This window comes from Paraliobacillus sp. JSM ZJ581 (assembly GCF_044383835.1).
In the GTDB taxonomy this organism is placed as follows: domain Bacteria; phylum Bacillota; class Bacilli; order Bacillales; family Amphibacillaceae; genus Paraliobacillus.
In genome coordinates this window covers 1-17,408 of sequence record NZ_JBISEP010000008.1, presented here as the reverse complement: position 1 = coordinate 17,408, position 17,408 = coordinate 1, and the positions used below count along the sequence as shown (strand labels likewise).

The 17,408-nt window shown below is 35.3% G+C and carries 15 protein-coding genes, 1 pseudogene and 1 riboswitch; of the genes and pseudogenes, 13 read left to right on the top strand and 3 right to left on the bottom strand.

Features of this window, described 5'->3' with window-relative positions; all coding sequences use genetic code 11:
• Positions 1 to 11: 11 nt before the first annotated feature.
• The gene (locus ACH6CY_RS06650) at positions 12 to 1,475 is read left to right on the top strand and encodes a glycoside hydrolase family 1 protein (protein WP_374066529.1); all 1,464 of its coding nucleotides are present in this window, start codon (positions 12 to 14) and stop codon (positions 1,473 to 1,475) included.
• Positions 1,476 to 2,809: 1,334 nt separating this feature from the next.
• On the opposite strand, the gene ACH6CY_RS06645 is transcribed toward ACH6CY_RS06650, so the two are convergent.
• Complete coding sequence (locus tag ACH6CY_RS06645; protein ID WP_374066527.1) at positions 2,810 to 3,352, bottom strand: helix-turn-helix domain-containing protein; 543 nt, start codon at positions 3,350 to 3,352, stop codon at positions 2,810 to 2,812.
• Between the two features lie 429 nt (positions 3,353 to 3,781).
• Positions 3,782 to 4,880, bottom strand: a pseudogene (locus ACH6CY_RS06640) (IS4 family transposase).
• 354 nt (positions 4,881 to 5,234) lie between these two features.
• Between ACH6CY_RS06640 and ACH6CY_RS06635 the strand changes: the two are divergent.
• The gene (locus ACH6CY_RS06635; RefSeq protein WP_374066526.1) at positions 5,235 to 5,495 is read left to right on the top strand and encodes a hypothetical protein; all 261 of its coding nucleotides are present in this window, start codon (positions 5,235 to 5,237) and stop codon (positions 5,493 to 5,495) included.
• A gap of 102 nt (positions 5,496 to 5,597) precedes the next feature.
• On the opposite strand, the gene ACH6CY_RS06630 is transcribed toward ACH6CY_RS06635, so the two are convergent.
• Positions 5,598 to 6,788 carry an MFS transporter gene (locus tag ACH6CY_RS06630; protein ID WP_374066524.1) on the bottom strand — a complete coding sequence of 397 codons (1,191 nt, stop codon included), beginning with the start codon at positions 6,786 to 6,788 and terminating at the stop codon, positions 5,598 to 5,600.
• A 73-nt stretch (positions 6,789 to 6,861) separates the two neighbouring features.
• A riboswitch (purine riboswitch) is annotated at positions 6,862 to 6,960 on the bottom strand.
• Between the two features lie 223 nt (positions 6,961 to 7,183).
• Here ACH6CY_RS06630 and ACH6CY_RS06625 point away from each other — a divergent pair.
• From ACH6CY_RS06625 to ACH6CY_RS06575, 11 genes are all read left to right on the top strand, one after another.
• Complete coding sequence (locus ACH6CY_RS06625) at positions 7,184 to 7,663, top strand: RrF2 family transcriptional regulator (RefSeq protein WP_374066522.1); 480 nt, start codon at positions 7,184 to 7,186, stop codon at positions 7,661 to 7,663.
• 33 nt (positions 7,664 to 7,696) lie between these two features.
• Entirely contained in the window at positions 7,697 to 8,650 is a 954-nt protein-coding gene (locus tag ACH6CY_RS06620) for an LLM class oxidoreductase (protein WP_374066520.1), read from the top strand.
• A gap of 54 nt (positions 8,651 to 8,704) precedes the next feature.
• Positions 8,705 to 8,932, top strand: a complete 228-nt coding sequence (locus tag ACH6CY_RS06615) for a DUF896 domain-containing protein (protein WP_374066519.1) — start codon at positions 8,705 to 8,707, stop codon at positions 8,930 to 8,932.
• Positions 8,933 to 8,977: 45 nt separating this feature from the next.
• Positions 8,978 to 9,979: an LLM class flavin-dependent oxidoreductase gene (locus ACH6CY_RS06610; protein ID WP_374066517.1), complete on the top strand. Its 1,002-nt coding sequence runs from the start codon at positions 8,978 to 8,980 to the stop codon at positions 9,977 to 9,979.
• A gap of 1,412 nt (positions 9,980 to 11,391) precedes the next feature.
• Positions 11,392 to 12,837: a PTS sugar transporter subunit IIC gene (locus ACH6CY_RS06605; protein WP_374066516.1), complete on the top strand. Its 1,446-nt coding sequence runs from the start codon at positions 11,392 to 11,394 to the stop codon at positions 12,835 to 12,837.
• A 76-nt stretch (positions 12,838 to 12,913) separates the two neighbouring features.
• Positions 12,914 to 13,138, top strand: coding sequence for a hypothetical protein (locus ACH6CY_RS06600; protein ID WP_374066514.1), 225 nt, complete (start codon positions 12,914 to 12,916; stop codon positions 13,136 to 13,138).
• 194 nt (positions 13,139 to 13,332) lie between these two features.
• A complete protein-coding gene (locus tag ACH6CY_RS06595) occupies positions 13,333 to 13,764 on the top strand; it encodes a DUF3284 domain-containing protein (protein WP_374066512.1) in 432 nt (143 codons plus the stop codon).
• Positions 13,765 to 14,086: 322 nt separating this feature from the next.
• Complete coding sequence (locus ACH6CY_RS06590; protein WP_374066510.1) at positions 14,087 to 14,404, top strand: PTS sugar transporter subunit IIB; 318 nt, start codon at positions 14,087 to 14,089, stop codon at positions 14,402 to 14,404.
• A 110-nt stretch (positions 14,405 to 14,514) separates the two neighbouring features.
• Entirely contained in the window at positions 14,515 to 14,832 is a 318-nt protein-coding gene (locus ACH6CY_RS06585; protein ID WP_374066509.1) for a PTS sugar transporter subunit IIA, read from the top strand.
• A gap of 80 nt (positions 14,833 to 14,912) precedes the next feature.
• Positions 14,913 to 15,803: an ROK family protein gene (locus ACH6CY_RS06580; protein ID WP_374066508.1), complete on the top strand. Its 891-nt coding sequence runs from the start codon at positions 14,913 to 14,915 to the stop codon at positions 15,801 to 15,803.
• Between the two features lie 50 nt (positions 15,804 to 15,853).
• A complete protein-coding gene (locus ACH6CY_RS06575) occupies positions 15,854 to 17,176 on the top strand; it encodes a 6-phospho-beta-glucosidase (protein WP_374066507.1) in 1,323 nt (440 codons plus the stop codon).
• Positions 17,177 to 17,408 lie beyond the last annotated feature (232 nt).

The window sequence follows — 17,408 nt, the reverse complement described above, 5'->3', positions numbered from 1 at the left end:
AGGAATTTTAAATGAATAAAAACAATAAAGGCTTTCCACAGGACTTTCTTTGGGGAGGTGCAACTGCAGCAAACCAGATAGAAGGAGCATACTTGACAGATGGAAAGGGGTTATCAACATCAGATTTTGCGGCATATAAAGATCCGTATGCAAAAGGAAAGGTAGATAACTTTACATTTAACGTTAGCTCAGAGGAGCTCAAAGCTTACAAAGAAAATCCAAGTGATTATTTATTTCCAAAGCGTTGGGGAATTGATTTTTATAATCGTTATAAAGAGGATATTGCTTTATTTGCGGAGATGGGATTTAAAACATTTAGACTTTCTATTTCATGGGCACGAATTTTTCCAACGGGTTTAGAAGATGAGCCAAATGAACAGGGATTAGAATTTTACGATAAGGTATTTGATGAATGTAAAAAATACGGCATCGAACCATTAGTAACGATGTCACACTATGAGATGCCAATCACTCTTACAGAGAAATACAACGGTTGGGTTAGTAGACAATTAATTCCGTTGTTCGAAAAATTTGCTCGCGTGATTTTAAATCGCTATAAGGACAAAGTGAAATATTGGATTACTTTTAATGAAATGAATATGAACCTAAATAGCTTATATACTGGAGCGGGTGTACTAGCTGATTTAGTTGATGATCCTTTAGAGGCAGCTTATCAAGCTTCCCATAACCAGTTTTTAGCTAGTGCATTAGCTGTTAAAGCAATGAAAGAGATCATTCCAGATGGCAAGATTGGTTGTATGATTAACCAAATCGAATCTTATGCCTTAACAACAAAGCCTGAAGATCAGCTACAAGCTCTAAAATCGAATCAATTGAATTATTTCTATCCAGATGTGCAGGTAAGAGGAGAATATCCTTCTTATATGACGCGTTATTTTGAAGATAATAATATTAACGTTGTAATGGAAGATGGCGATGCTGACATTTTGAAAGCAGGAAAGGTTGATTATGTAGCAATTAGTTACTACATGTCTCATGTGACCGAAGCGAGAGAAGATGCTTCTAAGCTTGCTGGTACTTTTGATAGTCCGATCAAAAATGAACACTTAGAGTTGACACAATGGGATTGGCCGATTGACTCAATTGGATTACGTATTTCACTAATCAAGCTCTATGATCGCTATGAAATTCCTTTATTTGTATGTGAAAATGGACTTGGAGCAAAAGATGAATTAACAGCTGATGGCAAAGTTCATGATGATTACCGAATTGATTATTTAGAAAAGCATGTTATTCAGATGAAAGAAGCGATTAAAGACGGCGTTGAATTGATGGGTTATACGACTTGGGGATGTATTGACTTAGTTAGTTGTGGTACTTCTCAAATGAGTAAACGTTACGGATTTATTTACGTAGACCAAGATGACCAAGGTGAAGGAAGCTTGGAGCGTGTTAGAAAAGATTCGTTCCACTGGTACAAAGAAGTAATTGCAACCAATGGAGAAAAATTATAAGTTAGTTATCTAATAATGACTGAAAGACGTCTCGTTGTTTGCTTTGTTTTACTGACATGAATAAAAGGATATTTATTTTTAAGCGAGTAAGAATTGATTGACGTTTAACTAGGAGCGATTGTGTCTTCCTGGTTAAATGATATGAACCGTTTGACTGGAGAAGAATGAGTTGCAGTTAGCAATTTCTTCTCTGGTCATTTTTTATATAGTCTCTTAGATATAGTTATTATTTCTTCAATTAATATTTTCGTCATACTATTTGGGTGTTAACTTCTTTTTTTGTTTTTCAAAGTCCTTGTGGTATAAGTCCTGCCAATGCTAAAACTTATTCGATTTGATATCATGTGATACCTTTGTTCCAAAACATGGATCATTCAAGTATACATGTAATATTTAAAATTTTTTCTGCATTTTAAGAATTTAATATTGGATGTTTTTAAATGAATTCATATTAGAATTTAAATAATATAGGGAGGGATAATTAAATTGAATGTAATAAAGTTCTTATCAGCGTTATCTATTGTGATTTTCATAGTATTATCGTATATCTTTCAAATAAAAGATGTCATTTTTAATACTGTGATTACTTATTTAATAGTGGCATTCATAGTTATTTACTGTATTCAATTAATAAAAAAAGAAAATAGAGAATTAGGCTTTATTTTACTCTTTTTAGCGATATTTTCCGCATTAGTCCCCATACTTAAAATGTTAATTTAGTGTCCCTCGTGTTGAGCGGATATTATTTGAATCCTCGGTTTAATGTCATATTTTGTTTGAAGCGATATGCTATATCAAATGTTGGGGTAGGAGTGCTTTTTTCTATCTTTTTAGTTTGTTTCTAGTTAATTAAAGTGTAAGGGATATAGAAGCTTGCGTGTTGTATTTTGCTTAAATTTTATAACCCAACATATATAATAGAGCCGAATTGACAAGAAATAGCTTGATGATTAATTTTAAAATCGTCAAGCTTATTTGTTATGTCCGACTAGCTAATATACAGAGTATTAAATTTTTCTATTGGCTTTATAGAGTTAGTCTCATTTCTGTACAACGAATTACGCACAAAGAATTTAAGCATTGATTATCGTTGTGAGATAATGGTAAGTCGTATACTTTAACAGGGCACACGCGGTTGCTAGGGATAGCCTAGTAAGAAATTCAATTTTAAAATGAAAAGGTTGTTAGATAGATGATTTTTTGAATATATGTTATTATCTTCAAAAAATATACCTTAACAATATACTTCTATCTTTTGCTTTAAAAAGAAAATACTTGAATGCCTTGCTTTTGTAACATTTTAGGTGGGGTCTGTTTGTGTGTTTTTTATAAATTTAAGAATCTGGAATAATAGTAATACCAATTGTTCGGATAGGTGCATTTTTTTCGGTATTTTTACTTGTATCATTGTAATATTTCACCATCAGATCATTAAGTTCTGTTTGAAAGTCTTTGAACCTTTCATCATCAAGCTTTAATTCTACCATTGAGAATGTTGATCCATCTGCTGAATCATCGTTATCTAAATGAGTTAGATAATTTTTATATTGATTTAAGAGTGATAATTGGTAATAAGAGTAGTAGTTTATTTTTTCATCTAAGGAGGCTTTGTTCCAATCAGCACTGCTTAGAAGCACCTTTTCTTCATTTAAAATGTAGTACTTTTCAGAAACAGATCTAACTTTTTTTTCTTTTACCACACGAATGATACCTGCGTCTAATAACACTTGTATATGCCGATAAAGGGTTGCTTGGGGAACATCTTTAATAATTTCCAGCATTTCACGTGGGCTTAATCCATTTTCTTTGTTCCTCATTAATGCTCGGGATATTTTTACTCTTACAGGATGCATTAAAATCTCAACTTTATTTGTCATTGTCCTATCTCTCCTATAGATATATCTAAGTAAGTAAACGTTTTGATAAGCAAATAAAAAACCTAATTAATTAAGCGTGGCAACGTTTGAAAAGCTGTTTGTTGATGAACTATCAATAGTCTAGAGTAATCAATGAACTTATGTCAAGATATTGGACACACAAAACGTTGAATATTTTTAGAACCTCTATCATGATTAGCTTGCTTGATCTAACACGGTGATGAATGGGCACCACCGTGTTAGGTTATAGAAATCTCTATTTTCTGTGTCTAATAATTTGATTAACACACTATCGTCGCATAAATAACGTTTGAATATTCTGACTACGTGTTTAGGTACAAAACAAAAAAATGAAACACCTAAGTTAAGGTAGTAAACATCTATTTTTTTACGATAGCTAATGGCAAGGGAAACAGTGAGTTAGAAGCTTTACGGGACGCCTTTTCCTTTGATTTTCTGAACCCAAATATATGATGGTCTCCATAAGGATGCTTTTAAGTGGCGACTTATTTGTAAGTAACTACGGTCACTATTTGTGTTCAATTGAGCGAGTACGTTCACTTGATTATGAACCGCTTGCTCGCTATGTCCATAAAACTTTTTAATACTTAAATGTTGTTTCATTCATTTTAAAAAATAGTTCAATTGCCCATCTTGATTGATAGATATCGGCTATTTCATCAGCGTCTAAATCAAAGCGATTGGTGAGTAAAGTTAGCTCATTTCCTTTTGTATCTAATAGTTTTAATCTACGAAATACGTTTTCTGAACGATTTTGCGATGTTCCGATGACAACCATTTCGTCTGATAATACGTTAGATACTGATGGAAGTCGAGAAGTCTCAAGCACTCTTACTACCTCGTTCTTTCGCAAGCGTGAAACAAAAAAGCAACCATCATCTGTCATACGATCAAAACGCTCATAATCCATATAGCCACGATCAAAAACATACATGCAGGCTTTGTCGTCGATCAAAACCTCTAGTTGTCCACGGTCATGTTCAATTGCATTGGTAAGAACCGCTTGATCTGGATAGGAAAGACCCTTTTCCATAAACACAAGTCGTAAATGTAGCTTGACACCTGACTTTGTTTTACGAAATTCACCCCATTGATGGTTCGTTAAATTTAATGGCAATGTGCTAGAATCAATGATCTTTAAGGGTGTTGTTCCTTTTCTTCGTTTTTGAAAATTTGTTTTTTCATGAATCTTAGCAACTAAATCCAGAAAAATCGTTTGAAAGAAAGCAGTTGGCATCTGATTTAGCTTTCTTCCTAGCTGTGAAAAACTAATGGATTCTAACCCAATTGCTTGTTGTAAATCATCTGAGAAAACAGCATCACTGAGTGCTCGTAAGCTTTCAGTTTCATGAAGTGGAGCATAAAGCAGTAATGACATAAATGAATCCATATGTAGCTTTTTTGTATAGTGATTCAGTTGATATGTTTTCACCTGTTCTTCAAATAAAGTTTGATTAATAGGCGTTAACCATTGTGTAAATGATGTTTTTCGTGTAGACTTATTCATGACTTTTGTCCTTTATATTGGATTTGGATAGGTTACTACCACCAACCATTATAAAGGATTTTTTTATGGGAATATACTAAATACAGAAAATTCTGTATTTGGTATTACACGAAAATATTTTAATGTGACGCTAGTGATTCACAATATATACCAAAAAATGATGAAGTAGAATTAGTTATTTCAGCCAGAGGTATAGGATTAAAGGAAACCATACCCTTTGATATTGAAGAAAAATGGTTTGATAAAGATACAACAGAAGAAGCGATAAAGAAAGCATTCACGCCTGGGATTACTGCTGGTAGTAACCATAGCTATGCTCCAACGAATTACCTTAACTCTGGGTTTGGATTAGCAATGGTAAGAAGTATTATAACTGAAGCAGGTGGAACTATAAGTATAGCAACTTCTGATAAGTCTATTACGTTCAGTAATGGTATTCAAGATGTTAATGATTGTAACATAAAGGGAACTCTACTTAGAATTAGAGTCGACTTAGAACAGCTAGCTAAAGTAGATTTCAACAGACAACTTGATGAAGTGACAAATCAAGCAAAATTGTTAGGAATCTCTTCTGCTCCATCCGGAAGATCAAAAACCCTTAAAAATCTTATTTAGATTGGTAGCTGTGAACTGTACATAACAAAATTCAATTTTAGAATATAGACAGCACTACTCAATAACCAAGAGTGGTGCTGTCTTCGGCTCTTCAAACCTGAATTATCCATTTGTCTCTACGTTCAATCCAACCTTAGCATCCTTCTTCACAGCCGTTTTCCTCGTCAAAGAAAACACTGCGCATAGCAACGAAATAATCACAAGGATTCCACCGAACCAAGCCATATTGGAAATGGAACTGGAGAAATTCAATACAACACCGCCATAGGCTGATCCAAGTGAGATGCCGATTTGTAATGCCGAGTTGTTAAAGCTTTGCTGAATATCAGATGTTGCAGGATCTGTTTGAATCAAATAGCTTTGCTGTGGTGGAGCTAGACTCCAGCTTAATGCAGCCCAGATCATCATAACCGGTATGAACACCACGATTGAAAACGTAGTGAATGGCAGGATGAATAGTACGGCAGCAAACGCTACGATGACGGCAATGATACTTTTTGGTGGTCCGATTCGGTCTGAAAGAATCCCGCCGAATGCGCCACCGCTTACTGCTGCAACACCAAACAACAGATAACTAATGCTAATCCAAGTCGAACTTAGGCCAAGCTCCGTCTCTAAAAATGGAGTGAAGTACGCATATAACGTGTAATGCCCTGCTAGCATAAACATTGTTGCAAGGTGGGCGCTCCCTAACTTAAAGCTACTCACAGCTTTCAATTGTTGTTTTAGTGGCACTGTACTTCCTCCAGGGATTTGCTCCAAAAAGATCGAGATTAGGATAAAGGAACCGATCGATACAATGGCAATGCCAAGAAAAATAATGCGCCAGCCAAATTGATCGGAAATTAGAATGCCGAGTGGGACACCCATAACAAGTGATGAGCTAATCCCCATATAGATAAGTCCTAGCGCTTTTGCTCGGTGTGCTGGTGCTACAATTTTTGATGCGATCGTTAAGGATAATACAACGATCAGTGCTGTGCTCATTGCGGTTAATACCCTTGCGACCATCATTAAGGTGAAATTTGGACTGAAATAAGTCATAACATTACCGATGAAGAAAGCGAACAACGATATAAGGTATAATTTTTTTCGTTCCATCTTGCTAGTTAAGACTAGTAACACAGGGCCGGCAATGGCATATATAAGTGCGAACACCGAAATTAGTTGTCCTGCAGAGCTTAATGAGATGTTTAAATCGGCGGCGACAGTTGGTAGGATACCTCCGATGACTAATTCAACTAGTCCAACTGCTACTGTTGATAATGCGAGTATAAAAACTTTTACATTCATATGCTGTTTTTCGTCCTTTCTGAGATAACTATGTTGTATGTGTTTTAGGAAATAAAAAATCCTGATTACAAAAAATGAATGATTCATTTTCTGTAATCAGGATTTTAAGGTTCCTGGTAGAGACCCTCAAGCCATATTCTGAGGTTATACAGGTAATTTAATTGATAAGCACTAGAATAGTTTACTAGTTTTCTTCTAATTTATCAAGTAGAAAATGATTAGTTGTGACGCTAATAAATATGGAAACAATATAAACAACCAAAAAAATAACACGAGCAAATAAGTTTACTTTTAAAGATCCATAAATTAAACTAAAGCGGACAATATATATCCTCGTTAGTAACATTTAATTTGTAACATAGTTAAAGCCAGTAGAATAAAGGTGGTGATGAAGCATGCAAATGAAAACTGGAGTGGAACAATCCGTATATGCCATTTTGATCCTACAAATGTTACCGGACAAAGCGGTATTACCAGGAGAAGCAATTAGTCAACAACTAGGTGCCTCATCAACGTATTTTCAAAAACTGTTGAGAAAGCTAGTCAGTGCGGATTTAATTACTTCTGTGCCAGGGGTAAAAGGCGGATTTAAGTTAAAGAAAAAACCTGAAAATATTCGAGTGTATGATATTTACCTTGCGATAGAGGGGAAACAATCGCTTTATTGTTCAAGCGGTGTATTGTGTGACATGCTGGCATTGGAGGAAGTAGATCAATGCTGCTTGTTAACAGGCTTAATGGAAGAAGCTGAGTCATCTTGGAAAGCTGTGTTGAAACGCGAAACAATCGCAACTTTGTATGAGAAAACTAAAAAAGACTATCCAGAAAAAGCAGAAATGCTACAGGCGTGGGTACAGGAAAAGAAAGTGTTATAAAATCGAAAAGCGCCATTGTTAGGTGGAGTATATATGAAAGAATTTCAATCCCATAATGGTTTTGCTCGAACATTTAAAGAAAATAAATTGACGCTGGGAATTTCTTTTTCTACGGAGGCTGCTAACGGTAGTCCTTGGTCATTAAATGTAACAGAACAAGTGACGCTAGCAAAGCAAGCGGAAAGCCTAGGGTTTTCCTCTTTGTTCGTAAGAGATTCCCCATTGTATGACCCAAATTTCGGTGATAATGGCGTGATGTATGATCCATTCTTGCTACTAACATACATCAGCGCACATACAGAAGAAATTGCACTCGGTACTGCAAGTGTAGTTACTACATTGCGACACCCTTTGCATGTAGCGAAGTCAGCTGCATCTTTAGATGATATGTCTAAGCAACGTTTTTTGTTTGGCGTGGCAACAGGAGACCGTAAGATTGAATTTCCTGCATTTAAAGTAGAACGTGAGGAGCGGGCCGAATTGTTCAGAGAGTCTATTTCAATTATGCGGAAGGTGTGGAAAGAAGCCTTTCCACAAATACAGTCCAAGCGTGTTGGGCTAACGGAAGGGGATGTGATTCCTAAACCTCTTTTAAACACAATTCCCATTTTAGGGACGGGATTTTCTGGGCAAACGATAGAATGGTTAGCAGAAAATACAGACGGCTGGATGTTTTATGGGCAGGAGGCATTTCGTCAGCAGGAGCTAATTGAGCGTTGGCGAGAAGCGTCAGGAAGGTTCAAGCCTTTCACACAGCCTCTAGTTATTAATTTATCGAAAAATCCAATGGCTGCACCGTATCCAATTCCAGTAAAAGTCGGTTTTACATCAGGTCACAAGTTTTTGATTGACTACCTTTATGCATTACAAAATATCGGGGTGAATCATGTCATTCTAGTTTTGGAAAATAGGGATCGACCGATAGCAGAAGTAATTCAAGAATTGGGTGAATATGTCGTACCGCATTTCCTTGCATTAACAACATAAGTGCTCGTATGTTTTTATAGAAAAAATGAATAAGAAGCGTGGTGAGAAAACAAAATGATTAAAAGTTTAGGGCGTATTAATGAATTAGCGAAAAAGCAACGCGAAGAAGGTTTGACAAATGCTGAACGAGTAGAACAACAAGTGTTACGCGAGGATTACTTGCGCGAAATTCGAGGACAAATGATAAGTACTTTTTCTGGGGTGAAGGTCATTGATCCGCTTGGTAATGATGTAACACCTGATAAATTACGTGAAGAACAGAAACAAGATATTCTACACTAAATCGAAAAATAATGATTCATTTTTTATGGGAAGGATGTTATCTAAATGAGATTAAGTATTCTAGATCAAGCACCTATTACGAGAGGGAACAAAGCGACAGATGCGTTAAAAAAGGCAGAAGAGCTAGCCATATTAGGAGATGAATTAGGCTACCATCGCATGTGGATGGCCGAACATCATGCCGGTTCAGACACGAATGTTTTTGCAAGCTCTGCTCCAGAAATTTCGACAGCCTTTTTAACTGCAAAAACAAAAAATATTCGTATCGGAACGGGTGGAGTGATGATGATGCATTATTCCCCATTGAAATTGGCTGAGGTATTTAAAACCTTGAGTGCCTATGCGCCGGGGCGAGTTGACTTTGGTGTTGGTCGAGCTCCTGGCGGGGATAATCACGCAATATATGCTTTATCTGAAGGACGGCAACCTATGGTAAACAATATGTATGAAAAATTTGATGCGGCATTGCAGTTAATGCATGACGAAGTACCTAAAGATCGTTTATATCATAAAACAATTGCCACACCAGACCAAATTGTTTTACCAGAGGCATGGTTGTTAGGATCGAGCGGTAATAGTGCTGTTGAGGCAGGTCGTAGAGGGGTAGGTTATTCTTTTGCACAATTTTTCAATGGTCAGATGTCGAAAGAGATTTTAGATACGTATAAAAAGAATTTCCAACCTTCTGCTTTTATGCAAAAACCAGAAATAAACGTTTCTTATATGATAACAGTCGCTGAAACAAAAGAAGAAGCTGAATTTGAAGCGAAGCCACAAGATATTTGGCGTTTGTTATTTATGAGAGGGAAAATCACGCGCGTCATGACACCAGAGGAAGCACGCGACTACCCTTTGACAGAAATGGATCGCATGATAATAAACGAAAATCGTAAAATTCATTTAGTTGGAGATGCAAAAGAAATTGCAAAGACGCTACAAGAAGAGAAGGACTATTATGGTTACGATGAAGCAATGATTTGTAGTATTCCGCATTCACAGGAAAAACGTTTAAATGTATATCGATTATTGGCGAAGGAGTTGTTTTAAATAGTAATAACAAATCAGTTAATTTATAGGATGGTTTAAATTGTAATTACAATTTTTTATTGATACAATGTTTTTCCTGTTTATCTTGTGTATGTACTGAATTAGTCGGATACAATTAAATGCGTTCTATTTTTATTTAACTGTATTCATTTTACAATTACTCTTCTTAAACATGAAACATATACAACGTTTTATTAAAAGATTTTAATGAAATAAAATAATAAAATCATTTTTCATTTCAATTGTTTAATACAATAAACAAACAGCCGAAATTCCATGGTAGAATGGGATTGACGGCTGTTTTATTGTTGTTAAGATAAAAGGATAATTGCTATTTTTCGGTGATTTTAATGTCCGTATGAGACTCGAATCTAATGATTGAAACAAGACTACGTATTTATTTTTAAAATGTTTTATTGTATTAACAATTGTATTAATTGTATGCTTATGAGTAATACGTTAACAAAAATATTAACATTTTGAGATACTTTTTAAAAAAAGTACAAAAAACAGTATACAAATGTGTTTGGAATTAGTATAATAAATGTAAATCAAGTAAATTAAGCTCAAAAGAGTTGTTATATTCTAAGATTATTAGAATAGTTATAAACATAGAGACACTTGATTATATAAGAACAATGAATTACTTAACCATATGAATCTAGTCCAATTGTTCACCGCTATGTCACAAAAATAGTTCATATGTAACAGGCAGTACTCCTCTTAGTCTAAACAGAAAAGTTACGTAAATAATTGATTTTATATCATTTAATACTAGAAAGAACATCTTTGTTATAACAAATCTAGATGGTTGTAATGAAATTGAATATTGTCTTCGTACACCAATGTCAGTTTAATCAATATTCTAAGATAATTAGCAATAAAAAGATTTGTCACATGTAGTTTCTGTTTGTTCGTAATAATTACAAACGTAGCAGTCACAAAATGAATGCGCTTGCAATTGTTGATTTTCACTTATACATTGTGAGGTGTGTGGCGGAATTAGTTATTAAAATTATCCATAAAACCTTATACATAAAAAAACACAAGCACTTATTTCTACACAAAAAATTACGATTTTAAAACAGGTTAAATTGAAGATTTGGTTATAACAACAGCTAGAGCAAGGGGTTATTGCTCAATAAATTGTTCTATTCTGTTGTTGTCAACAATATAAGTTTTATAGACTTTCTTTTGTCAGCTAGTGATTTTAGAAGTAAGTTATCAATCGATTTGACAAAAGCGATATTGCAAAGAAGTGGGTCATCAAAAATTAGCATTTACGGCTAGGATTGAAGGGAGTGGTGTAGAGGAAATAAGAAAAGAAGCTATAGGAAACAAGATACTCCAAGATGTGACACCGTGTTAGTATTGATCTTATTTTATTATTCCTTAAAGGGAGGGTATCGTTAATGAATTTTTTAATTACATTGCTAGAAAAGTATTTTCTACCTATCGCAGGTAAAATTGGTGGACAAAAGCACCTTGTTGCTTTGAGGGATGCATTTGTTGGAACGATTCCAGCAACAATGGCTGGTTCTGTCGCGGTTATGCTTAATGCGCTTTTGCGAGATTTACCACCGCAATTTTTTGATGGATATGACGGAAATACCATTCCAATAATTAAAGATATTATTGCAATCAATGGATTTATATGGAATGGAACGCTTGCAATTGCCGGTCTAATTTTCGTATTTTCATGGGGTTTTAACCTTGCCAAAGCGTATGGTGTAAACGAATTATCTGGGGGGATTGTTTCTACAGCAGCTTCAATCGCTGGTATAACATTCTCATTCTCTGGTTCCATTACAGGACTAAATTTAAACCAAGAAACAGTTGATTCTATCAATAATGCTGGTTGGGCAGCAACTAGTGAAGGTATCACAGCAGCGGGTTGGGGCTGGCTTCCGTTAAGTAACTTAGATGCTAACTTCTTCTTTACTGCAATGATTATTGGTTTTGTAGCTACGATGATTTATGTTAAATTAATGTTGAAAGACATTACGATTAAGTTGCCGGAATCTGTTCCGCCAGCTATTTCTAAAGCGTTTGCAGCGATTATCCCTGCTACGGTCGCTTTATATGTTGTTGGTCTTTTCTATTATGTATTCTCTAAGCTCGTTCCTGACTTGACATTCTTACAATGGCTACAAGAAACAATTGCTCTCCCGCTTCTCGGACTATCACAAGGGTTTGGAGCAGTTATCTTAGTTACCTTATTTGTTCAATTGTTCTGGTTCTTTGGAATTCACGGCCCGAACGTACTTGCTCCAATTTTAGAAGGGGTATTCGGTGTTGCACAACTAGAAAACGTGAACCTGTTCCAACAAGGTGGAATGGATGCAGTTCTTGAAAGTGGCTACATGTGGGTGCGTGGATCGTTTGATGCTTATGTTTGGTATGGTGGTTCTGGTGGAACGATTATCTTAATCATCGCGCTTCTACTATTCTCTAAACGTAAAGATTACCGTACAATTGCGAACTTGTCAGTAGGACCTGGTATTTTTAATATCAATGAACCGATCATGTTTGGTTTACCAATTGTATTAAACCCACTCATGTTCATTCCGTTCTTGATTGCACCAGTGGTATCTGTTGCTATCGGTTATTTTGCAACAATTTTAGGGTTAGTTGCTCCAGTATCAGTAGTAGTAGCTTGGGTTACTCCGCCGTTCTTATTCTCGTACTTGGCAACAGGTGCAGACTGGCGTGCCCCAATCGTTACATTGGTAGCTATGGTAGCGTCATTCTTGATTTGGCTTCCGTTTGTTATTTCCGCAAACAAAATGGATCCGGATTTGACTAAAGAAGATCCAGTTGTAGATTCAGAAAGTGATAACAATTCAATACAAGGTTAAATGCTTAATTGAAGGAGGCCGCTTCCATGGTGAAGTGGCTTATCCTTCTTAAGGTTTAAAGAAAGGAGAAGTAAAATTGATTGAAATTAGTTCTGCAGTACATCAAGACAAAATTATTGATCTATTAAACAACTACAAGGAAGATGGTGTTGAATTTTCCTATAAAGAAAAAAAGGGAATAAACCTTTATTTCGAAACAAATATGAAGAATTTAGAAGATGCATCGAAATTGGTAAAGAAAGTCATTAAAGGCCAGCCTTGGGGTACTGTTCTTTACTTCCGTGTTTCCCCTGCCGAATAAAAAAGGATGATGAATGTGAATAAATCAGGATGGGTTCTACTTAGTATGGGCTGTCTGTTATTCGTAATCAGCGCTAACGCTAAGACAGGAACATACAATATTTTTAATTTGACTACTGCACTCTTTCTTATTGTAGTTGGTATCTTTATCTTGATTAGGGGAAAGAAAAAACGAAAAAAGATTAGGTGAATCTAATGGAAATAGTTCAAAAAATGCAAGTTCCAGCTGAATTTTTATATGAAACGATTATCAATTCTGTTTTAGCAGACATTGAATCACAAACAGAAAAAAAAATACCAGAAAAACAGCTGGAAGGATTCGAATACACAAAGACTTTTTCAAAGCATGCTAAAGCGACGCTTCGAATTGAAGAAGCTAGAAAAAATGAATCCTATGCGTATCGAACAACTAGTAATAAAAATGATTTTTTAGTATCCTATCAGATTCGTCCGATAGACAATGAAAGCTGTGAATTACACTATAATGAAACAATGAAATCATTCGGATTCCTTCAAAACATGAATGATACGATTTTTGGTTTATTTTTGTCTCCGATGAAGAAAAAGAGATTTAAGCAAATGCTTAAACAAATAGAAGCAGCTTACTTTAACAAAGCTGAAGGATAGTGATTGAGGGGAGAAGTGTTATCTATTGACAAAGTCTCTGTCATTAAAAGATGATTCGAGATGCAAAAGCAGTATGAATTTGAAGCCACATCCGAAAAAAGCAAATCTTTTGGCTTAACTAACTTTTATCGAGAAGGATAAACAGGTATTTCATCTTTTAAAGAGATGTTTGCTCGGATTAAATATAATGATAAAAGTTTATCAATTTATTGATTGAAATCATTCGAAAGAAGTGGCTATTTGCTTTACAATGAGAATGTTTTCAATACTAATATCATATCCATATGCTTCATGAGGATATAAAAAATGGAGGAGAATTTCAATGAAAACAATTATGTTAGTTTGTTCAGCAGGAATGAGTACAAGTTTATTGGTATCAAAAATGCAAAAAGCAGCAGAAGCGCAAGGTTTGGAAGCGGATATCTTTGCTGTTTCTGCTTCAGAATCCAATGATGCTTTCGCAAAGAAAAATGTCGATGTTTTATTACTAGGACCACAAGTGCGATATATGAAGCCTCAATATGAAAAAGAATTAAGTGGCAAGGGTATTCCAGTAGACGCAATTAATATGCAAGATTATGGCACAATGAATGGTGAAAAAGTATTAGCAACAGCTTTGACAATGATCGATAATAAATAATTTAACTGCTTTGCATTATAAGGAGTTAAATGAAAAAATAAGTAAAATCAGGCTTAAACCAGGGATGATTTATTCAAGATTTAGGCTGTTAGTTGAAAGGTGTAATGTAAATGACTGAAGAGAGTTTGGAAATGATTCCATTTCAAATTATTAGTAACGTTGGATCAGCAAAAAGCCTAGTAATGGAAGCTCTTTATGCAGCGAAAAATGGGGATTTTGATCAAGCAGAAGAAAAACTACAGGAATCTCAAAGCTTTTTTGTTGAAGGGCATAAAGCGCATGCTTCATTAATTCAAAAAGAGGCTGCTGGAGAGGAGCTTAGGTTTTCCTTGTTCCTAATGCACGCTGAAGACCAGCTGATGAATACAGAAACGATCAAGGAATTAGTAAAAGAAATGATTGAGATGTATAAAAGATTCGGTTCCTAGTTGGATATATTCCGATGTTAAATTGGATCATTACAAGAGTATGAAGTAATGATCCTTTTTATTAGATTGCGAGGGATTAAATGAGCAATGTAATTGTGTTTGATTTCGGAGGCACAAAGATAAAACATGGCTTGGTAAATGCAAGCGGTAACATAATTACAGCATCTACTTACAAGACGGAAACAAATGATTTAGATCGATTTTTAAATCATTTATTTTCGACTGTACGTACCTATCAAACGAGTTATGACATTCGTGGTATTGCGATTAGTATGCCTGGCTATATTGATGTCCATACAGGTTATTCAGAACGAGCAGGTGCAATCACGGCATTAGATGGGAAAAATATTAAACAATTACTAGAGAAGGAAGTTTCTTTGCCAGTCGAGACGGAAAATGACGGGAATTGTGCAGCCTTAGCAGAAAGGAATACCGGTAATGCCCAAGGGTGTGAGAGTTTTATCTGTATGACGATAGGAACAGGAATAGGTGGTTGTATTTATCTAAATGGTGATATCTATCGAGGCTCTCGTCTACGAGCAGGCGAGTACGGCATGATGATTACGCACCTTGCTTCTGATTACAAGAAAAATATGCACCAAACAGCAGGATTCTCTAATCTAGTAAAAGACTACAAGACCTATAAGCAAACAAACGAAGAGGTAGAAGGTGCAGACATTTTTGAAGATGCATTAACCGATCCGCATGTTAAAAAAATGATTGATAGTTGGATTGAGCATATTTCAAGAGGTATCTTCAATCTTTGTGTGACATTAAACCCTGAAAAAATATTAATTGGTGGTGGTGTTAGTGCACAACCTTACTTAATTCAGGAAATTAATCGACAGCTAAAAGAATATCACTACTGGCACGAATTTGAAATACCGGTTGTTCCATGCAAGTATCAAAATGATGCGGGTATGCTCGGTGCTTTTTATCATTTCAAAAAAATGCAAGCAGTCAAAAATTAATTTTAAATAGATCATGAATGATGTTTACAATTATTTAGGAGGGATATCTAGTGAAAAAGGGTATAAAAATTACAACAATTGGTGGTGGATCTAGTTATACACCAGAATTAATTGAAGGGTTTATTAAATGTTATGATGAATTGCCAATATCAGAAATTTGGTTAGTCGATATAGAAGAGGGGAAAGAAAAATTAGATATTGTAGGTAACCTTGCGAAACGTATGATCAAAAAAGCAGGATTACCGATTGATGTTCATCTAACTTTAAACCGTAAAGAAGCATTAAAAGATGCTGATTTTGTTACTACGCAATTACGTGTAGGCTTGTTGGAGGCGCGTGGAAAAGATGAGCGAATCCCATTAAAATACGGTGTATTAGGCCAAGAAACAAATGGACCTGGTGGATTATTTAAAGGGTTGCGAACGATCCCGGTTATTTTAGATATATGTAAAGAGATGGAAGAGTTGTGTCCAAACGCATGGCTAATTAACTTTACAAACCCTGCTGGGATGGTAACAGAGGCAGTTTTAAGATATTCCAATATTGATAAAGTTGTAGGATTATGTAATGTGCCAATCGGTATGGAAAGAGCGGCTGCAGAGTTACTAGGTGTGGAACATTCTAGAGTACGAATTGATTTTGGTGGATTAAACCATATGGTATATGGATTAGATATCAAAGTAGATGGTGTTAGTGTAATGAATGAATTAATTGACACATTAACATCGCTTGACGAGGAAGGTAATGTAAAGAGCATGCAAGGTATGGAATGGGAACCTGAGCTCTTGAAATCCTTAAAAGCGATTCCTTCTTATTATCATAACTATTATTATAAAATGAGAGAAGCATTCGAAAAAGTGAAGCAAGAGGCAGACACGGTAGGCACACGCGCGGAGACGGTTTATAAACTGGAAAAAGATCTTTTTGAATTATACAAAGACCCTAACTTAGACATTAAACCTCCACAATTAGAGCAACGTGGTGGTGCTTATTATTCCGATGCAGCAGTCCGATTGATTGCAAGTATTTATAATGATAAAAGAGATATTCAACCAGTTAATACGAGAAATAATGGTGCAATCGCGAGCATTCCTAATGATTCTGCCGTTGAAATTAGCTGTGTGATTACAAAAGAAGGACCGAAGCCAATCGCAATGGGTGATTTACCAGTACCTGTACGTGGGCTTGTACAACAAATTAAATCATTTGAACGTGTTGCTTGCGAGGCCGCAGTAACAGGAGATCGTGATCTTGCTATACTAGCATTAACAATTAATCCATTAGTTGCATCCGATACAGTAGCAAAGCAAATTGTTGATGAAATGCTAGATGCACATAAGGAATACTTGCCACAATTCTTTCATAAAAAGTAAAGCGATTATTTCGACTGCTCTTTATGGATGAAATCATCGTTGAACTGATAATAAGTGAGCGAGAAATAACGTATCGTTTAGTACGTGATCAATAAGCGATAAAAATAAGATTTAAGTCCATTTTGAAAAAAGAGCCTAAGTGGCTCTTTTTATTTTGGTTCTACGTCAAATCACGTTGGTGAGTCAGAATAGTCAACTGAATTATTTTATGTTCGCGTCCTAAAGTAGCTAA

Excerpts from the sequence above, each read along its gene's own strand:
- ACH6CY_RS06650 (WP_374066529.1), top strand. The coding sequence starts at position 12 with ATGAATAAAAACAATAAAGGCTTTCCACAGGACTTTCTTTGGGGAGGT.
- ACH6CY_RS06645 (WP_374066527.1), bottom strand. The coding sequence starts at position 3,352 with ATGACAAATAAAGTTGAGATTTTAATGCATCCTGTAAGAGTAAAAATA.
- ACH6CY_RS06635 (WP_374066526.1), top strand. The coding sequence starts at position 5,235 with ATGGTAAGAAGTATTATAACTGAAGCAGGTGGAACTATAAGTATAGCA.
- ACH6CY_RS06630 (WP_374066524.1), bottom strand. The coding sequence starts at position 6,788 with ATGAATGTAAAAGTTTTTATACTCGCATTATCAACAGTAGCAGTTGGA.
- ACH6CY_RS06625 (WP_374066522.1), top strand. The coding sequence starts at position 7,184 with ATGCAAATGAAAACTGGAGTGGAACAATCCGTATATGCCATTTTGATC.
- ACH6CY_RS06620 (WP_374066520.1), top strand. The coding sequence starts at position 7,697 with ATGAAAGAATTTCAATCCCATAATGGTTTTGCTCGAACATTTAAAGAA.
- ACH6CY_RS06615 (WP_374066519.1), top strand. The coding sequence starts at position 8,705 with ATGATTAAAAGTTTAGGGCGTATTAATGAATTAGCGAAAAAGCAACGC.
- ACH6CY_RS06610 (WP_374066517.1), top strand. The coding sequence starts at position 8,978 with ATGAGATTAAGTATTCTAGATCAAGCACCTATTACGAGAGGGAACAAA.
- ACH6CY_RS06605 (WP_374066516.1), top strand. The coding sequence starts at position 11,392 with ATGAATTTTTTAATTACATTGCTAGAAAAGTATTTTCTACCTATCGCA.
- ACH6CY_RS06595 (WP_374066512.1), top strand. The coding sequence starts at position 13,333 with ATGGAAATAGTTCAAAAAATGCAAGTTCCAGCTGAATTTTTATATGAA.
- ACH6CY_RS06590 (WP_374066510.1), top strand. The coding sequence starts at position 14,087 with ATGAAAACAATTATGTTAGTTTGTTCAGCAGGAATGAGTACAAGTTTA.
- ACH6CY_RS06585 (WP_374066509.1), top strand. The coding sequence starts at position 14,515 with ATGACTGAAGAGAGTTTGGAAATGATTCCATTTCAAATTATTAGTAAC.
- ACH6CY_RS06580 (WP_374066508.1), top strand. The coding sequence starts at position 14,913 with ATGAGCAATGTAATTGTGTTTGATTTCGGAGGCACAAAGATAAAACAT.